A 16,055-nucleotide genomic window follows, 5' to 3' on the forward strand; every position below is an offset into this window, starting at 1 on the left:
AATGGAAAAGAAAACAGTAGAAGATTTAATATCAAAAGCAAAAGAAGCTATGGATAATGCTTACGTTCCTTATTCAAAATACCCTGTAGGAGCAGCGCTGCTAACTGAGGATGGGAAGGTATATAGTGGCTGTAATATCGAAAACGCTTCTTACGGATTAACTAACTGTGCAGAAAGAACAGGGATTTTTAAAGCAGTATCAGAAGGATATAGAACTTTTGAAAGTATAGCTATCATATGTAAGGGAGAGCTAAAAGCCTCTCCGTGTGGTGCCTGTAGACAAGTTATAGCTGAATTTTTGACCCCTGACTCTCCTGTTATATTAGCTAATGAAAAGGGCGAGCACACCATTACTGACGTTAAAAGTTTACTGCCAGGTGCATTTACAACAAAGTCATTGCTAGGTGATAATAATGAGTTTTAAATCAGGGTTTATTTCAATTGTCGGAAGAACTAATGTAGGAAAATCCACGCTACTTAATAATGTGCTAGATCAAAAGATAGCTATAACATCTAACAAAGCGCAAACAACTAGAACGAAAATTCAAGGGATCTTATCCTCTGACGACTATCAGATGGTTTTTATTGATACACCTGGGATACACAAACCGAAATCAAAGCTGGGCGAGACTATGGTAAAAGTAGCAAGAAGGTCAGTGGTTGATGTAGAGGCTATTTGCTTTATCACTGATATTTCACAACCTATTAAATCTGGCGACCGATTTATTTTAGAGCAGCTAAAAACAGCTAAAGCACCGGTTATTTTAATCGCCAACAAGATTGACCTAACAGACCCAGATCAGGCAAAAGAGAGAATTGCGGAGTTTAAAGAGATGTTTAACTTCTCAGATATCCTAGCCATTTCAGCATTAGAAGGGGTAAATGTAGATAGTTTACCTAAACTACTTCTAAAATATCTAGATGAGGGCCCCAAATTTTATCCAGATGACATGATTACAGATCAACCAGAAAGAGTTATTGTTCAAGAACTTTTAAGAGAAAAAATTCTAGAGCTAACACGTGATGAAATTCCGCATGGTGTAGCAATTGAAATAATTACTTTCAAAGAAAATGCTAAAGGAACAATTGAAATATCTGCAAACATTTATGTAGAACGTGAATCCCATAAAGGTATTGTGATAGGTAAGGGAGGAAAACTGCTGAAGGAAATAGGTAAAAGAGCCAGAATAGATGTAGAAAACTTTTTGCAAACAAAAGTTTTTTTAGAAGTGTGGGTTAAGGTAAAAAAAGGTTGGCGCGATAAACATGGCGCTATAAAGGATTTCGGACTGCTTGGAGAATAGCATTGAAATTTTTAGGATATATTAATCATTGAGGGTGAGTTATTATGCTAGTTAACACAAAAGCTTTAGTGCTAAAATCTATTCCTTTTAAAGAAAGTGATTTAATTGTCACCCTCTTTACGCAGAAATTTGGCAAAATAAACGTTTTAGTTAAGGGTGCCAAAAAGATGAAAAGTAAGCTAAGCTATAGTGTCCAAATGTTCACTTTTGGTGATTATCTCTTGTATAAAAAAAATAATAATCTACCTATTCTTAGACAGGGGGATGTCGATCTAACATTTAAAAATCATAGCTTTGACCTAGGCGTATTATCAGCGGCGTATTATATATGCGAATTTGTCAATTTTTTCATGTTAGAAAATGAACACAATCAGAAACTGTTTCGCCTAACCGAAAAGACGATGCGGATGTTAACTACTCATAAAGAAAAATCCAAAACTATTTTAGCCACCTTTAAGATAAAAGCGATGGCATTAATGGGTTATTCACCATATCTAACAGGGTGTGTTTTATGTGGGGAAAAGAACGAAAATTATATCTTTAGCGTTCCTCAGGGTGGTCTTGTTTGTGAATCCTGTTTGCCCTATAAAAATAAGTTTATCTCCAAGAGACATAGGCTTTTAATGCTATTTGTGTTAAGGACGACATTTGAAGAAATTCTAAACACTGAGGTAAAGGATAGTGAAGTTAAATATCTAAATAAAGTACTAAATAAATATATTCAATTTTACAGCGACGGACATATATTTAAAAGTGAACAGATATTCCAAAAACTTTGAGCTTAGGAGGACAAAGCATTGGAAGAAATAAGAAAAATAGAATATATTATCGAGAAAACCAATGTCAGCTATGAACTAGCCCACAAGACCCTGCTTGCGTGTAATGGAGATCAGTTTAAAGCTGTAGAAAAGTTGAATGATTTAGATACAGACAGAGGCACATATACTGAAAGAATTCATGTAGAAGGTAATAATCTATTAGAAAAGATTAAAGACCTTATACGCGAAGGAAATGTTACAAGAATTATCATAAAGTCAAAAGGGAAGGTAATGCTAGATATTCCCGTTACAGTTGGAGCTGTAGGTGTTGTGCTAGCTCCTTATGCAGCAGCTATAGGTGCAGTTGCTATGTTAGTTACAGATTGCACATTAGAAATTGAAAAAAAATACTAGGCCTCTCGTTTTTACGAGAGGTAATTTTTTAGAATCAATAACAAAAAAAGTTTAGCACAAGGAAGGGATAGGATTGATAAATTTATCACATAATTTAGAGCAAGTTTTTCATAACCAAGGTTTTCAACGACAACCACAGTATAATGAAGAACGTTCAAGCTATCTGCTCCACCCGCAGCTTTTTTTTAACATACCGAACCAAAAAACGTACTCTCTTTATCATTTCGACTCTCTAATAAACAAATGGGAGCTCAACCATGGACCCAAAAACCATGAGTTAATAACTAGGACATCTTTTACATCTATCACCTCATTTTCGACTTTTGATTTCTCTCCTTGTCGTTTCTATAAACAGTGTTTGGAAGAAATAGGATTAAAGATAAAAGCATCTAATCTGCTGTTTAATCCAACCGATTTATCTCAGCCAGTAATAGGCGTTCATAGTCATGGTTGGGAAGTAGTTTTAAACGGTAGATATATAGGGGAAGTTGCTATAATAGATAAGCTAGGGGGGACATCAGTAAGTCCCGGTTTAGCCTTTTATTTTGATTTGTCATCTTTACACGTGCTATTAGGAGAAACACCATCACCTTCATATCAAACAGATAGAGAGCTAACCATGTACCTTCACAAGCACTCTAGCAAAGATATGTTGTATGATCTGTTTGATATATATTTATCTGAAGCAAGCTATGCTTTGAAAAATAAGCTTAGATACACTGCATTCAACTTTTTAGTCAAAAGTATACTGGTTTATGAATTTTTGATAATAAGAGGAACAGTAAGTATAACTGAGAAAATAGGGTATAATAAGAAATTTACAGAGCTTTTGCAAGCCTGTATACAAGAATAACACTTTTTTGGAGGAAGCTATGAGTGATTTTATATTTGAGCTAAGCTATGATCCAATTCCTTATGAAAGTAAAGATATAGTATATAAAAGTTTTAAAGAATCTATGGAAAAGTTGCTTAAGGAGCATCGAATAGAGTACGAAACCTGTGAAGTCTTATTGGATTCACAGCACTTAGTGCTGCTGATAAAAGGGATATCTTCAGCCCAATATCAAAAAAATGAAATCATTAGAGGGCCACAAAAAAGCCTTGCCACCACTCGCTGTGGCAAGAAAAATTCTTTGTATAAAAAATTTGTAAAACAAAAGCAAGGAAATGAAGGTGCAATTACTGTAAAAACAGAGAAGAATAAGCAGTACTTTTATGTGGAAAAGAAACTAAAATGTGAAAAAACCGAGAAAGTTATGCCTAAAATTTTTAAACTGCTTATCGAAAAAGTCATTGTAATCTGCAAATTTCCTATTATTATCAACAATGTTTATGCGCTGTATGATGAAGTTAGAGTTGAGATTGGATACAATGAAGGGATAGAATCAAGTAGTACATTAGTTAATGAACCTATTAACAGCAGACAATATATTGAAAAGATAAAGGGTTTAATTGAAAACGATTCAAAAATGGATCGTTTTAACAAACATATGGCTAAGGCCATCGGTGAAGGCTTAACTCCATATAGCAATACTTGCTTAGAACGTAGTTTGTTTTTTGTTGACGAAATAAAGGTACATGTTGGTACCTTTAAAGAGCAATTTTTAGAGCTTCCAGCAGAAATTGTAGCTGAGTCTTTAAGAGCTAACCATAACGTGGTTCTCCTAAAAGAGGATGGGAAATTAACTAATACCTACGCAATCATTTTTGAGCAAGAGGGTGCATCAAAACAGTCAGCTTCAACGACCACCGATGAAGTAAATGCAAAGATAGAAAAAGCCTATAAACTTTTTAAAGAAGATATAGAAATCGACTTTGCCAAAAATACAGAAGATCTTAAAAACCTAGTATTTATAGAGGATTTAGGGACAATGTATGATAAAGTTCAACGAGTTAAACATATTTCACTTACAATTGTTGATCTTTTAGAAATTGGGGAACCGATAGCCACCTATACTGCTAAAGGAGCAGAACTTTGTAAAAACGATCTATTATCAAAAATGGTGTCCGTTTATCCTAATTTACATGGCACAATAGGAAAAAACTACTCTTTAATTTGGGGTGAAGAACAAGAGGTCTCACAAGGCATACAGGAGTATATATGTCCTCAAAAAAGAGGGGATGACTTACCACAGACTATGGTAGGGTCAGTGCTTAGCATTGCTGATAAAATGGATACTATTGTAGGCTGCTTCAGTGCAGGGTACCCACCGGATGGTTCGGATCCTTTTAGAATTAAAAATAAAACTGACGCCGTCATAAAAATCATTTACCAATGCCATATGAATATATCACTCAAAAGGATGGTAAACCTCTCTATTGCTTTGTATGAGTCGTTCCATATTTTAAAACAAAAGGATAAACAGGCTCTTTTATTGCGGATAATGACCTACTTTAACCGTCGTTTTAAGCTGCTTTTGTCTAACAAAGGGTTTGACGATGGTGTGATAGAAAGTATTTTGTCCACAAAAAACACAAACCTTACTCTAAACTACAAAAAAGCAGACTATCTTCAGTCTAAGCTAAATAGCGAAGATATGGAGCTAGCCAAAAGACTTTATTCAAGAATTAACAACATACTTCTAAACAACAAGATTGAAAAAATAGAGCTGGAGTTTTTAAAAGACGAAGCAGAAAAAAAGCTTTATGAAAATTTGTCCTACTGCAAAACACAATATTATGATAATATAGAAAAAGGGGAACTAAATCAGGCCTTTAACCAGCTACTAGACTTACAACAAAGTATTGAAAAAATGTTTGACCAAACCTACATTTTAACGGAAGACACAGCTGTTAAACAAAATAGGTTAGCCCTTTTAGGAGCAGTTAAAGAGCTTTTTTTAGACTTTTGTGATTTTAGCAAACTAGGATAGGCGAGAGGGGAGTTTTTAGATGGATGAGGTAATAAGGTATGAGCTAGTAAATATAGCTATAGGTTTAGTTTTTTACTTTGGCTATTCAAAAAGAAAGTACAAGTGGATTATGCACCTAGGATCAGCTTTTATTGTTCCAGCCCTTTATGAAATGGCGTTGTATGCATTTTTAAATAGGGGGTTTGAGGTTTCTAAACTAGCGATAGTAGGTGACGTACTTTTCTATGGCTTTATCGCCTTAACGGTGTTCACCTTTTTTAAAGAGTTTGGTAAGTATCGCGAAAAGTTATCAGAAAAAGAACAACAAAGAAAAAAGAAGCAATAAATTATTATTGTAATTTATTGCTTTAATGGTATAATCAAGGTGAAAAGAAAATAAAAAGCTTTAGGTGCCTTTGCTTTTACTAGTAAGGGATAATAGGGAATCAGGTGTAAATCCTGAGCGGACCCGCCACTGTCAAGCCTTAATAAGCTGTTGAAAAGCCACTGTCTCTAGATGGGAAGGTCAACAGAAAACGAGGCTGAGCCAGGAGACCTGCCTAAATCGAAGTTTTCATGTCCCTTCGGGATCAGAGGGAGGTGGTTTTTGTTTTTAGGTTATAAAAACTGCCTGTTTTGGGCAGTTTTTTTTTGATTGCAAAATAAACTTAGGGGAGAGATTATTATGAAAAAAGTTTTGTTTATTTGTGTTATAATGGTTTTAGTGACTACAGGATGTTTTGACTCACAGCAGGCAAAAGAACCTAGCGTTGTAATTGATGATGCCGGTCGAGAAATACAAGTTTCAGAGGTTGAGAGGATAGTATCATTAGCGCCTAGCAACACAGAAATTATAGCTGAGCTAGACCAACAAGACAAATTAGTAGGCATAACCGATTTCTGCAACTATCCAGAAGACGTTATGGAAATCCCATCAGTAGGGAATGCCTTTGAGGTAAACTATGAAAAAATACTTTCCTTAAACCCTGACTTAGTAGTCACTATGGGAGAGCAGGATGAAATTGTTCAAAGATTAGAAGAGATGGACATCCCAGTGATGGTGGTGCATCCAACTACAATAAGTGAAGTTTTCGAAGGAATAGAAAAAGTTGCAAAAGTTCTCCAGGTAGAAGATAAAGGGGAGCAAGTAATATCTACTCTTCAAACAGAGAAACAAGAAATTTTAGCAGAGGTAAAACAGTCAGATAAAAGTGTGTTTGTGCTGCTAGATAGCACAGCTCTTTATACAGTTGGTTCAAAAACCTTCTATGATGAAATTATTCAGCACGTCGGCGCAAAAAATGTCGGAGATAGCAGAGAAGGCTATTGGGAAATGTCTCAGGAAAAGCTTCTTGAAACTGACCCAGATATTATTCTTTACTCTTGGCCACCAGAAGATGATATAAAGAATTTGCCGGCATGGAGTGAGGTTACTGCTGTTAAAGAAGGAAATACCTATCAGATTGATGACGATACAACTTCAAGGCCTGGGCCTAGGATAATACAAGGTCTAAGACAATTACATGAGATTATAAACTAAAAGCTAGGGTGATTCTAGTGAAGAAAATTTACTTTTTAACATTTATAGCATTAATAATAACAATGATTGTAGGGGTAGCCTTTGGGGCCACCCCTATATCCATTTATGACCTAAGCATAGAGGATATGGTGAGTTATTTTAACGATGACCTAGAGGATAGCACAAGCTATATAATAATCTTTAGAATGAGGCTTCCAAGGGTTATACTAGCTTTTTTAGTTGGAGCAGTTCTTGCTGGTTGTGGGGTAGCATTCCAAAGCTTACTAAAAAACCCTTTGGCAGAACCTTATACTTTAGGTGTTTCAAGCGGAGCAGGGCTTGGGGCAGCCATTGGCATATTTTTGCTAACTACGGTAAGTTCAATGCCATTTAAAGTACCGTACCTTATCTCTTTGCTGGCCTTTATAACAGGATTGATAACAGTTTTTATAGTGCTAACTATAGCACAAAGCCAAGGACAACTAAAAACTATTAATCTAATTTTGGCAGGTGTAGTAATAAGTTCTACTTTTTCCGCTCTAATTTCCTTTATAATGCTATTTGCTAACGAGAATATGCGCCAAATATATTTTTGGCTTATGGGTAATTTAAGCATGGCAACCTGGGAAAGGATTTATATTGCACTGATACCTATCATAATAGGTATGCTTATAATAGCTTTTAATCTAAAAAGACTTAATATAATGCAACTAGGTGATGAGACAGCTCAAAGTCTAGGAGTCGAAGTTAATAAAATAAAAAAAATAGTTATGCTAGGAGCCACATTAGCTACAGCAGCAGCGGTGTCTGTTTCAGGACTTATTGGTTTTGTCGGACTCATCATCCCCCACACGCTGCGGATAATCTTAGGCTCAAGTGTAATAAAAATATTTCCTTTATCTATGATATGGGGAGGGATTTTTTTGATTTTAGCAGATCTTTTGGCTAGGACGGTTCTTTCGCCTATGGAAATTCCGGTGGGAGTGATAACAGCTTTATTTGGAGGTCCCTTCTTTCTGTATCTATTAAAATCCAAATCAAAAGGTGATAGCGTATGATACAGGTGAAAAATCTAACTGTAAACAGAGGTGGGAAAAACATAATAGCCCAACTTGACCATGACTTTGTAAAAGGTAAATTTACATCGATTTTAGGTCCAAATGGCAGCGGTAAAACAACTCTGCTTAAGGCAATCTCCGGACTTATCCCTTACTCAGGCCAGGTAGAAATTTTAGGTCAAGATTTATCTAAAATGAAAATCACAAAAAGGGCGGATAATATGGCAATTCTGCCACAGGTTACTCATCTAAACTCCGATTTATCGGTATTTGAAATCGTTAGCATGGGTAGGTTTTATAAAAGCCAACAGATTTTCCAAAGTTTATCTAACCAAGATGAAGAGATAATAACACATGCCATGGAAATGACTGAAATAAAAAGTTTAAAAGACCGCAAGTTTTTGAATCTAAGTGGTGGTGAAAAACAAAGAGTACTACTAGCAAGAGCGTTAGCACAACAGCCAAAAGTACTGCTTTTAGACGAGCCAACAGCCAGCTTAGATATAAACTATCAGATAGAGATACTAAAATTACTTAAAAAACTACAAAAGAAAACCGATCTAACAATTATCTGTGTCCTACACGACATTCAATTAGCTGCTGAGTTTTCTCAGCAAATATTACTGCTTAATGATGGCAGAGTAATTGATGTTGGCAAACCACACAAGATTATAAACCCAGAAAATATCCGCCGTACTTTTAACATAAATTCTCATGTTTACTGGGATTCATTTAGAGAAAAGTTAACGTTAATTCCAATAGAAAAAGAACAACAGCCGGATAAGTTTCTAGGTAAAATCCATATAATTGCTGGCGGAGGAAGTGCAGGCAATATTTTAGAGGTTTTACGTCACAAAAACTGTGAAATTTCTATGGGAGTTATTAATGTTGGGGATAGCGATTGGCAAAAGTGTAAAGAATTAAATATAAAAACAATAACAGTTCAACCATACTCACCTATTACCGAAGAGGCATATAAGCAAAATACTCAAGAAGTACTCAAGTCGGATTTTATCATTTTTTGCCACACGCCAATTGGCAATGGAAACCTAAAAAATCTTAAAGCTCTTCAACTAGCAAACCAAAATGAAAAAACCATTATTATTGTTGAAGGGGAACAATTTACCAAAAGGGACTTTACCGACGGCGGTGAAGGCAGTAAAATATATGATGAGTTAACAAAGTGCGAAAACGTATTTAAAGTTCAAAATGTAAACGAGTTGTTCAATATTTTGGAGGTGGAATAGGTGTTTAAAGGATTAGTACAGATCTATACAGGGAATTCTAAGGGAAAGACAACAGCTGCTTTAGGACTTTCTTTAAGAGCTATAGGCCATGGATATAATGTTTATTTTATGCAATTTATGAAAGGCAGTAACTATTACGGTGAAATTGCTACGCTTAATAAACTTTCCGATAAAATAAAGCATGCTCAATTTGGCCGGCCTTGTAGAAACGGTGGATTGATAAAAGCTGGACTTTCGACATGCATAGCTTGTGGTGATTGTTTTATAAAACAGGGCGAGGATATAACAAAAGATAAAGAAGAAATGGAAAAAGCATTAGAGTTTACCATTGAGATAATCCAATCACAAAAATACCAAATAGTAGTACTAGATGAAATTTTAAACTGCCTATACTTTGATTTGATTACAAAGAAGCAGCTTCTTGATATCCTAGAAAGAAAACCGGATAACGTTGAGCTTGTATTGACAGGAAGAAACGCTCCTGATGATATTATAGCTAAAGCAGATCTGGTCACAGATATGGGCCAAATTAAACATCCCTTTGAAAAGGGGGTAATGGCTAGAAGGGGGATTGAATATTAATCTTATTTCTAGTAAGATAACTAGGGGGGATGAGTATGGTTAAAGTAACACTTATGAATCAGTCAAAAGTTATAAAATGTAAAATCAGGCTCGATGTTCCTGGATATAATAAATCCGGTCGCTTTTTGTTTGGGAGTAAAGATGGCACCGCCATGGCAAAAGAAAATAGACTAAAGGAAATAAATATGCTAAAAAATGTCCCTCTTCAAGGTGTTAAATTTGAAAAAATCTCTTCTGCTTTAGATGTTTACACCATAGAAGAAGACGGTAAAACTATGGCGTATGCTCCTATAGAGGTAGAGGTTACAGCTGACATCTTAGAGGATATTCTGCCACTTATAACCCGTTCAGATTTTAGCAAAATTGAAATTGTTGAGCCATCTGACATCACTTTAGATAAAGGTCAAGGTGAAAGGTTACTGACAAGAATCGGATTAGAATACAGAAACAATATGTAGTTAAAATGAAAGGTGAGGTAAATGACCGAACATTATTTTACTCAAAGCCCAGAAAGTGAAAGTAACGAACAAGAATTTGTCGATACATTTAATGGAAAAGAATTGAGGTTTGTATATGACGCTTCAGTCTTTTCCAAAGGAAAAATAGATAAGGGAAGTGCATTATTGGTACAAACCTTTATAGAGCTCAACTCCAATCTTTCTGATAAAATTCAGATGCTAGATTTAGGTTGTGGCTATGGGTTTGTAACAGTAGCAATAACATCTTTTCTAGATGTATCCATGACGAGCTCAGATATTAACCAGCGGGCTGTATCCCTTTGTGAAAAAAATTGCCGTTTAAATAGTGTACAAAGTAATTGTATTCAAAGTGATGGATTTAATAATTTTGATAAGTTATTTGACTTTATATTATTAAACCCACCTATAAGAACAGGAAAAAAGAAAGTATATAGCATTTTGAAAGAAAGCTATAACCACTTAAATGATAATGGTGAGTTATGGGTGGTTATCCGAGTCAAACAGGGTGCCAAATCGATGAAGACTTATTTACAATCGTTTTTTAGTAGCGTTGACACAGTAGCTAAAAAAGGAGGATACCACATATTAAGGTGTGAAAAGTAATGGACGTTTTTAAATTTCTAGAAAACAAACAACAAAAGATAACTAGGTTTATAACCTACCTTTTTATTACGCTTGTCATCGTGCAAATATCCTTAAAAATTCCTTTTCTAAATAGAATTTTTGTGTACATAACAAGACTGGAGGGTTATTAATGCAAGCAATCAGAGGGGCTATAACCATCTCTTTAAATTCAGAAACGGAAATTAAAGAGGCAACTTTCCAGCTGATAAATGCAATTATGCAAAACAATAAGCTGCAAGAGAGCAATTTGGTGTCTGTTATGTTTTCATTAACTGATGATATAGATGCGTCAAATCCAGCTAAACATTTTAGGGAAATGGGGATGACTAACACCCCATTATTTTGTGTCCAAGAAGCCAAAATAGCCGGTGGTTTAAAAAAATGTATCAGAGTAATTATACATATAAATACTATAAAAAAGGACATTGTCCATGTTTATTTACGTGATGCAAAAAAACTGAGACCTGACATCACAGGAGGAGAAAATGTTAACAAAACTTGAACAACAAAAACTATTTCCACTAGCCAGTAAGGACAATACAAATAAAGATACAGTTATTAGGGTGAAAGATGTTCAGTTTGGCAAAGAACCTATCGTTATTGCCGGTCCTTGTGCTGTTGAATGCGAAGAGCAAATAGATACCATAGCCTCTTTTTTGCATAAAAATTCAGTGCCAGTCTTACGCGGGGGCGCGTATAAACCCAGGACCTCTCCTTATAGCTTTCAAGGACTCCATGAAAAGGGTCTGCAAATGCTAAGTGCAGCTGGAAAAAAGTACAACCTGGTCACAGTAAGCGAAGCGGTAGATGAGCATTCCTTAAAGCAGGTGGCACACTATTGTGATATTATTCAGATAGGCGCACGAAATATGTTTAACTACGAGCTTTTAAAAAAAGTTGGGAAATTCTCCAAGCCTGTTTTATTAAAGCGAGGGATGTCCGCCACCATTTCAGAGTTTTTAACTGCAGCTGAATACATAATTAAAAGTGGAAATAAAGATGTTATTTTATGCGAGCGCGGAATAAGAACCTTTGAAAACTACACAAGAAATACTTTAGACCTATCGGCTGTAGCAGCTATAAGGGAGCTATCCCATCTTCCAGTGATTGTAGATCCTAGCCACGGCTCTGGCAGGAGGTCTTTAGTTACGCCTTTAGCAAAAGCTTCATTAGCAGTCGGAGGGCAAGGGTTAATGATAGAAATTCATAATGAACCATCTAAAGCATTATCTGATGGGTTTCAGTCTTTAGATTTTTCAACATTTAAAAATCTTTTATTGGAATTAAAAACATAAAAAAATAATATTAGTATAGAGGAAAAAAAAAATTAATGTCGAATTGTGATAGTTAGGGTTTAAAAAAATAGGGAGGGAGCACATTGAAGCCCATACAAATAGCCATTGACGGACCGGCAGGAGCTGGTAAGAGCACAGTGGCCAAACGTTTAGCTAAAAAATTAGATTTTTGTTATATCGATACAGGAGCAATGTATAGAGCATTAACCTTAAAAGCGATTAAAAAGAAACATGATTTAAACTCAAGCGGTTGTATCAAACAATTATTATCAAATACAGAAATAGAAATAAAAAATATTCGCAATGAAATTCATATCTTTTTAGATAACAAGGATGTAACTTATGAAATAAGGCAACCTGAAATAAGCAATAATGTATCAAATATTGCTAAAATACCAGAGGTTAGAGACCATATGCTTCACTTACAAAGAGAGATGGCCCAATGCGGAAAAGTTGTAATGGAAGGGCGGGATATCGGCACGGTAGTTTTGCCTGAAGCTGATATAAAATTCTTTCTAACTGCATCGTTAGAAGCTAGAGCAAATAGGAGATTTTTGGAGTTGGAGAAAAAAGGTTATAGCGTAGATATTGATTCAATTGCTCAAGAAATTGCAATTAGAGATAAAATTGACTCCAAAAGGCAAAGCGCGCCTTTGTTAAAGGCTGATGATGCAATTGAAGTAGACACCTCTAATTATGACATTGATGAAGCGGTGGATGTACTGGTACAGGAAATTAAAAAGAGGTTAGACTAATGTTATATTCTGTATTAAGAAAAATTCTATATCCTATTTTTGCTATAGTTTATCCGTATAAAGTACATGGTAAAAATAATATCCCTAAAGAAGGGAAATATATAGTTGCTTCTAATCATATTAGTTTGCTAGACCCTATTTTTTTGGTTATGATTTTCCCAAAAACCATTAACTTTCTAGCTAAAAAAGAGTTGTTTGATGTACCCATACTAGGCGGATTTCTTAAAAAAGTACATGTAATTTCTGTAGACCGAAACACCATCGATAGAAATGCTGTAAGGCGCTCTATAGAAGTTATACAAAATAATGAGATCTTAGGGGTTTTTCCGGAGGGCACAAGGAGTAAAGATTTAGAGCCGCTACCTGCAAAACCGGGAGTAGCGTTATTCGCACTGAAGGGCGAATGCCCTATTTTACCAGTTAGAATAAAAGGACCCATCAGGTTATTTAGAAAAAATCATATTTTCATAGGCGAGCCTTTTTACCTAGATCGCAAAAAAGGCAATATGAAGTTTCAGGCCCAATATATAATGGATAATATAATTAAGTTAGGTGAAGAAAATGGAAGTAAAAGTTGCTAAATACAGTGGCTTTTGTAAGGGGGTAGAAGATGCTATCAATCTTACAGAAAGTCACTGTAGTGAAAAAACATATACACTAGGACCACTGGTTCATAACCCCGATGTAATTGAGTATTTTGAGAAAAAAGGGGTCTATCATAAAACCGACCCCTCTAAAATTTCAAATAGCAAAGTTGTTTTAAGATCTCATGGTGTAGGTCCTAATACCATTGAAATCCTTAAACAAAACAACAATGACATAATTGATGGCACCTGTCCTTTTGTGGCAAGAGTGCAAAAAATAGCCCGTCAACTGCTTGAAGATAATGTTCCAGTGCTAATAATAGGTGACTCAAGCCATCCTGAAATTATAGGAATTAATCAATGGACTAAAGATTCAGCCATTATAATAGACTCAGAAGAACAGGCAAAGCAGTTAGATATAAAAGCGCCTTTTGGGGTAGTTGTACAAACTACATTCTCTTTAGATAAATTTAAGCGAATTATGGAAATACTAAAAGGAAAATATAGTGAGGAAGAAATCATAGTCCACAACACAATCTGCCGGGCCACTGACCTTAGGCAGAAGTCTGTAAAGGAGCTATCCCAAACTGTGGACTTGATGCTAGTCATAGGGGGTGAAAACAGCTCCAACACAGCAAAATTAAAGGAAATTTGTTTAGAATCTGGTGTAAAAACATATCTAATACAAAACTACAAAGATATTGACCCTCAAATGTTTACCAATGTAAAATCAGTTGGTATAGCTGCAGGGGCGTCGACACCAGAATGGAGTATAAAGGAGGTTTTTAACATGGTTAAAGAAATCGAATCAAACGAGCTTGAAGTTGGTAAAGAAGTAGAAGGTGAAATAGCAAAAGTTACAGAAGAGGTGGTACTAGTAGATATTGGAGATAAGGAAGAAGCTAGTATCCCTAAAAAAGAATTCTCTCTTCTAAAGATAGAAAACCTAGAAGAGGTTGCCAAAGTTGGAGAGAAAGTAAAATGTATTATTACAAATATCGATGACGAAGGTAATGTAACGCTTTCAAAGAAGCAATATGATGAAAATCATATTTGGGAAAAGCTACAAAAAGACCTTGAAGCAGAAACAGTTATTAGCGGAAAGGTGCTAGAAGAAGTAAAAGGCGGTATAACTATTGATGTAGGAGCTAGAGGATTCATGCCAGCTTCCCTTATAGATACCCAATATATCGAGGATCTTTCATCTTTAGTAGGACAAAACCTAGAGTTTATCGTAAAAGAGTTAGACAAAGAAAAAAATAAAATTATCTTATCAAGAAAAGATTTGCTTTTAGCTGAAAAAGTTAAAAATGAACAAAAACTACTAGAAGAAATAAAACCAGGACAACGTATTACAGGTACAGTGCGTAGGATTACCGATTTCGGTGCCTTTGTAGATATCGGCGGCGTTGACGGTCTAGTGCACGTATCTAACATCGCATGGAAAAGAGTTAAACATCCTTCAGATGTACTTGAAGTAGGACAAAAGGTAGAGGTTGAAGTACTAGAAGTAAAAGTTGAAGAAAAAAGGGTTGGTCTAAGTATTAAAGCAACACAGAAGAGCCCTTACGAGCAAGCAATCGATAAATTCACTCCTGGTGACATAGTAGATGGTACAGTTGTCAGACTTACTGGCTTTGGTGCTTTTGTTGAAATTGCAGATGGCGTAGATGGTCTAGTACATATTTCACAAATATCCGATGATCATGTAAGCGACCCTAAAGATGTACTTGAGGTAGGACAAAAGGTTCAAGTTAAAGTCTTAGAATTAAAACCAGAGGAAAAAAGAATTAGCCTAAGTATTAAAGAAGCTCAACCTAAGGAAAGCTTTGAGGAGTACAGCGAAACTGAAAACCTAGAAGTAAACCTAGGCGAGAGATTTAAAGATTTGTTTAAAGACAAAGAATAATTAAATAAAAAAAGAAGCTGCCACCAATTATTAAAAAGATAATTGGTGGCAGCCTTTTTTTTATGCTTTTTTTATTTACTTAGGAGATGGCTAGTTAAACAGTTGGCTGAAGTTTAAAAGCGAATTTACAATTTGGAGATGGTAATAAGTAATATGAGGTTGGAGGTTGGTAAAGAACATAACACCTTAAAACCTGTTACAACGAGGCTTTGGGGAAACTGCCATATTAGCCAGTCATTTGCTGATGGGTTGACACAGAGGTCAACCCCTACCTCTGCGAGGGATGCAGGTTTCTGATTCTGGGCTATAAGATCCCTCCTTCCCTCCACGCGAGTAGGGGGCGACCTCTGTGTCGCCCCATCCAATATGGTTAACTTAGCTGGCAATGTTTTTTGCCTTTGATCTTTCCTGCGCGTTATTATTGGTTCTGCTTTAGAGTTAGCGGAAAGTTAGACAGTTGGACAGTAAATCAAGGGCGGTTTGTTCTGTCTAGAATAATTTGCTATCTGCTACCTGCTAACTACTAACTACTAACTGCTAAACCTTTATTGGCCACCGTAAACATCACATGCCCTTTGTCCAAGCCCATTCATTTATGGTATCCATATTAGAAAGACCCTGTTTTAATTAAAAAACTAATCATGATATTTCCAGACCCAGCAGAGTTAGCAAGTT

General features: G+C 35.6%; 18 protein-coding genes and 1 riboswitch. All 18 genes read left to right on the plus strand.

Translation table 11 applies throughout. From position 1 onward, the window contains the following. Nucleotide 1: 1 nt before the first annotated feature. The 18 genes from PRVXH_RS05790 (at nucleotide 2) to PRVXH_RS05875 (ending at nucleotide 15,380) form a co-directional block, all read left to right on the plus strand. Complete coding sequence (locus tag PRVXH_RS05790; protein ID WP_353894359.1) at nucleotides 2-424, plus strand: cytidine deaminase; 423 nt, start codon at nucleotides 2-4, stop codon at nucleotides 422-424. Continuing rightward, the gene (gene era / locus PRVXH_RS05795; RefSeq protein ID WP_353894360.1) at nucleotides 414-1,304 is read left to right on the plus strand and encodes a GTPase Era; all 891 of its coding nucleotides are present in this window, start codon (nucleotides 414-416) and stop codon (nucleotides 1,302-1,304) included. Before PRVXH_RS05790 ends, era begins: the two co-directional genes overlap by 11 nt. A gap of 44 nt (nucleotides 1,305-1,348) precedes the next feature. Then, nucleotides 1,349-2,083 carry a DNA repair protein RecO gene (gene recO, locus PRVXH_RS05800; RefSeq protein WP_353894361.1) on the plus strand — a complete coding sequence of 245 codons (735 nt, stop codon included), beginning with the start codon at nucleotides 1,349-1,351 and terminating at the stop codon, nucleotides 2,081-2,083. A gap of 18 nt (nucleotides 2,084-2,101) precedes the next feature. Then, entirely contained in the window at nucleotides 2,102-2,476 is a 375-nt protein-coding gene (locus PRVXH_RS05805) for a DUF4342 domain-containing protein (protein ID WP_353894362.1), read from the plus strand. A 73-nt stretch (nucleotides 2,477-2,549) separates the two neighbouring features. Next, nucleotides 2,550-3,329, plus strand: a complete 780-nt coding sequence (locus tag PRVXH_RS05810; protein ID WP_353894363.1) for a glycine--tRNA ligase subunit alpha — start codon at nucleotides 2,550-2,552, stop codon at nucleotides 3,327-3,329. Between the two features lie 19 nt (nucleotides 3,330-3,348). Beyond that, nucleotides 3,349-5,349 carry a glycine--tRNA ligase subunit beta gene (gene glyS, locus PRVXH_RS05815; protein WP_353894364.1) on the plus strand — a complete coding sequence of 667 codons (2,001 nt, stop codon included), beginning with the start codon at nucleotides 3,349-3,351 and terminating at the stop codon, nucleotides 5,347-5,349. 19 nt (nucleotides 5,350-5,368) lie between these two features. Continuing rightward, nucleotides 5,369-5,674, plus strand: coding sequence for a hypothetical protein (locus tag PRVXH_RS05820; RefSeq protein WP_353894365.1), 306 nt, complete (start codon nucleotides 5,369-5,371; stop codon nucleotides 5,672-5,674). Between the two features lie 45 nt (nucleotides 5,675-5,719). Beyond that, a riboswitch (cobalamin riboswitch) is annotated at nucleotides 5,720-5,907 on the plus strand. Between the two features lie 106 nt (nucleotides 5,908-6,013). Beyond that, nucleotides 6,014-6,868 (plus strand): cobalamin-binding protein, encoded by an 855-nt coding sequence (locus tag PRVXH_RS05825; RefSeq protein WP_353894366.1) that lies wholly within the window; start codon nucleotides 6,014-6,016, stop codon nucleotides 6,866-6,868. 17 nt (nucleotides 6,869-6,885) lie between these two features. After that, a complete protein-coding gene (locus tag PRVXH_RS05830) occupies nucleotides 6,886-7,905 on the plus strand; it encodes an iron ABC transporter permease (protein ID WP_353894367.1) in 1,020 nt (339 codons plus the stop codon). Then, nucleotides 7,902-9,152, plus strand: a complete 1,251-nt coding sequence (locus tag PRVXH_RS05835) for an ABC transporter ATP-binding protein (protein ID WP_353894368.1) — start codon at nucleotides 7,902-7,904, stop codon at nucleotides 9,150-9,152. Before PRVXH_RS05830 ends, PRVXH_RS05835 begins: the two co-directional genes overlap by 4 nt. Next, a complete protein-coding gene (locus PRVXH_RS05840) occupies nucleotides 9,153-9,734 on the plus strand; it encodes a cob(I)yrinic acid a,c-diamide adenosyltransferase (protein ID WP_353894369.1) in 582 nt (193 codons plus the stop codon). 35 nt (nucleotides 9,735-9,769) lie between these two features. Further along, the gene (locus tag PRVXH_RS05845) at nucleotides 9,770-10,192 is read left to right on the plus strand and encodes a hypothetical protein (protein ID WP_353894370.1); all 423 of its coding nucleotides are present in this window, start codon (nucleotides 9,770-9,772) and stop codon (nucleotides 10,190-10,192) included. A 21-nt stretch (nucleotides 10,193-10,213) separates the two neighbouring features. Next, nucleotides 10,214-10,816, plus strand: a complete 603-nt coding sequence (locus PRVXH_RS05850) for a methyltransferase (protein ID WP_353894371.1) — start codon at nucleotides 10,214-10,216, stop codon at nucleotides 10,814-10,816. Between the two features lie 151 nt (nucleotides 10,817-10,967). Continuing rightward, nucleotides 10,968-11,339 (plus strand): chorismate mutase, encoded by a 372-nt coding sequence (gene aroH, locus PRVXH_RS05855; protein WP_353894372.1) that lies wholly within the window; start codon nucleotides 10,968-10,970, stop codon nucleotides 11,337-11,339. Continuing rightward, nucleotides 11,323-12,132 carry a 3-deoxy-7-phosphoheptulonate synthase gene (gene aroF, locus PRVXH_RS05860; protein WP_353894373.1) on the plus strand — a complete coding sequence of 270 codons (810 nt, stop codon included), beginning with the start codon at nucleotides 11,323-11,325 and terminating at the stop codon, nucleotides 12,130-12,132. The genes aroH and aroF overlap by 17 nt, the downstream gene beginning before the upstream one ends. Before the next feature lie 83 nt (nucleotides 12,133-12,215). Beyond that, nucleotides 12,216-12,887: a (d)CMP kinase gene (gene cmk, locus PRVXH_RS05865; protein ID WP_353894374.1), complete on the plus strand. Its 672-nt coding sequence runs from the start codon at nucleotides 12,216-12,218 to the stop codon at nucleotides 12,885-12,887. Beyond that, nucleotides 12,887-13,468 carry a lysophospholipid acyltransferase family protein gene (locus PRVXH_RS05870; RefSeq protein ID WP_353894375.1) on the plus strand — a complete coding sequence of 194 codons (582 nt, stop codon included), beginning with the start codon at nucleotides 12,887-12,889 and terminating at the stop codon, nucleotides 13,466-13,468. Before cmk ends, PRVXH_RS05870 begins: the two co-directional genes overlap by 1 nt. Continuing rightward, nucleotides 13,449-15,380: a bifunctional 4-hydroxy-3-methylbut-2-enyl diphosphate reductase/30S ribosomal protein S1 gene (locus tag PRVXH_RS05875; protein ID WP_353894376.1), complete on the plus strand. Its 1,932-nt coding sequence runs from the start codon at nucleotides 13,449-13,451 to the stop codon at nucleotides 15,378-15,380. Before PRVXH_RS05870 ends, PRVXH_RS05875 begins: the two co-directional genes overlap by 20 nt. The last annotated feature ends 675 nt before the right edge of the window (nucleotides 15,381-16,055 follow it).

This window comes from Proteinivorax hydrogeniformans, from assembly GCF_040515995.1.
Classification (GTDB): Bacteria; Bacillota; Proteinivoracia; order Proteinivoracales; family Proteinivoracaceae; genus Proteinivorax; species Proteinivorax hydrogeniformans.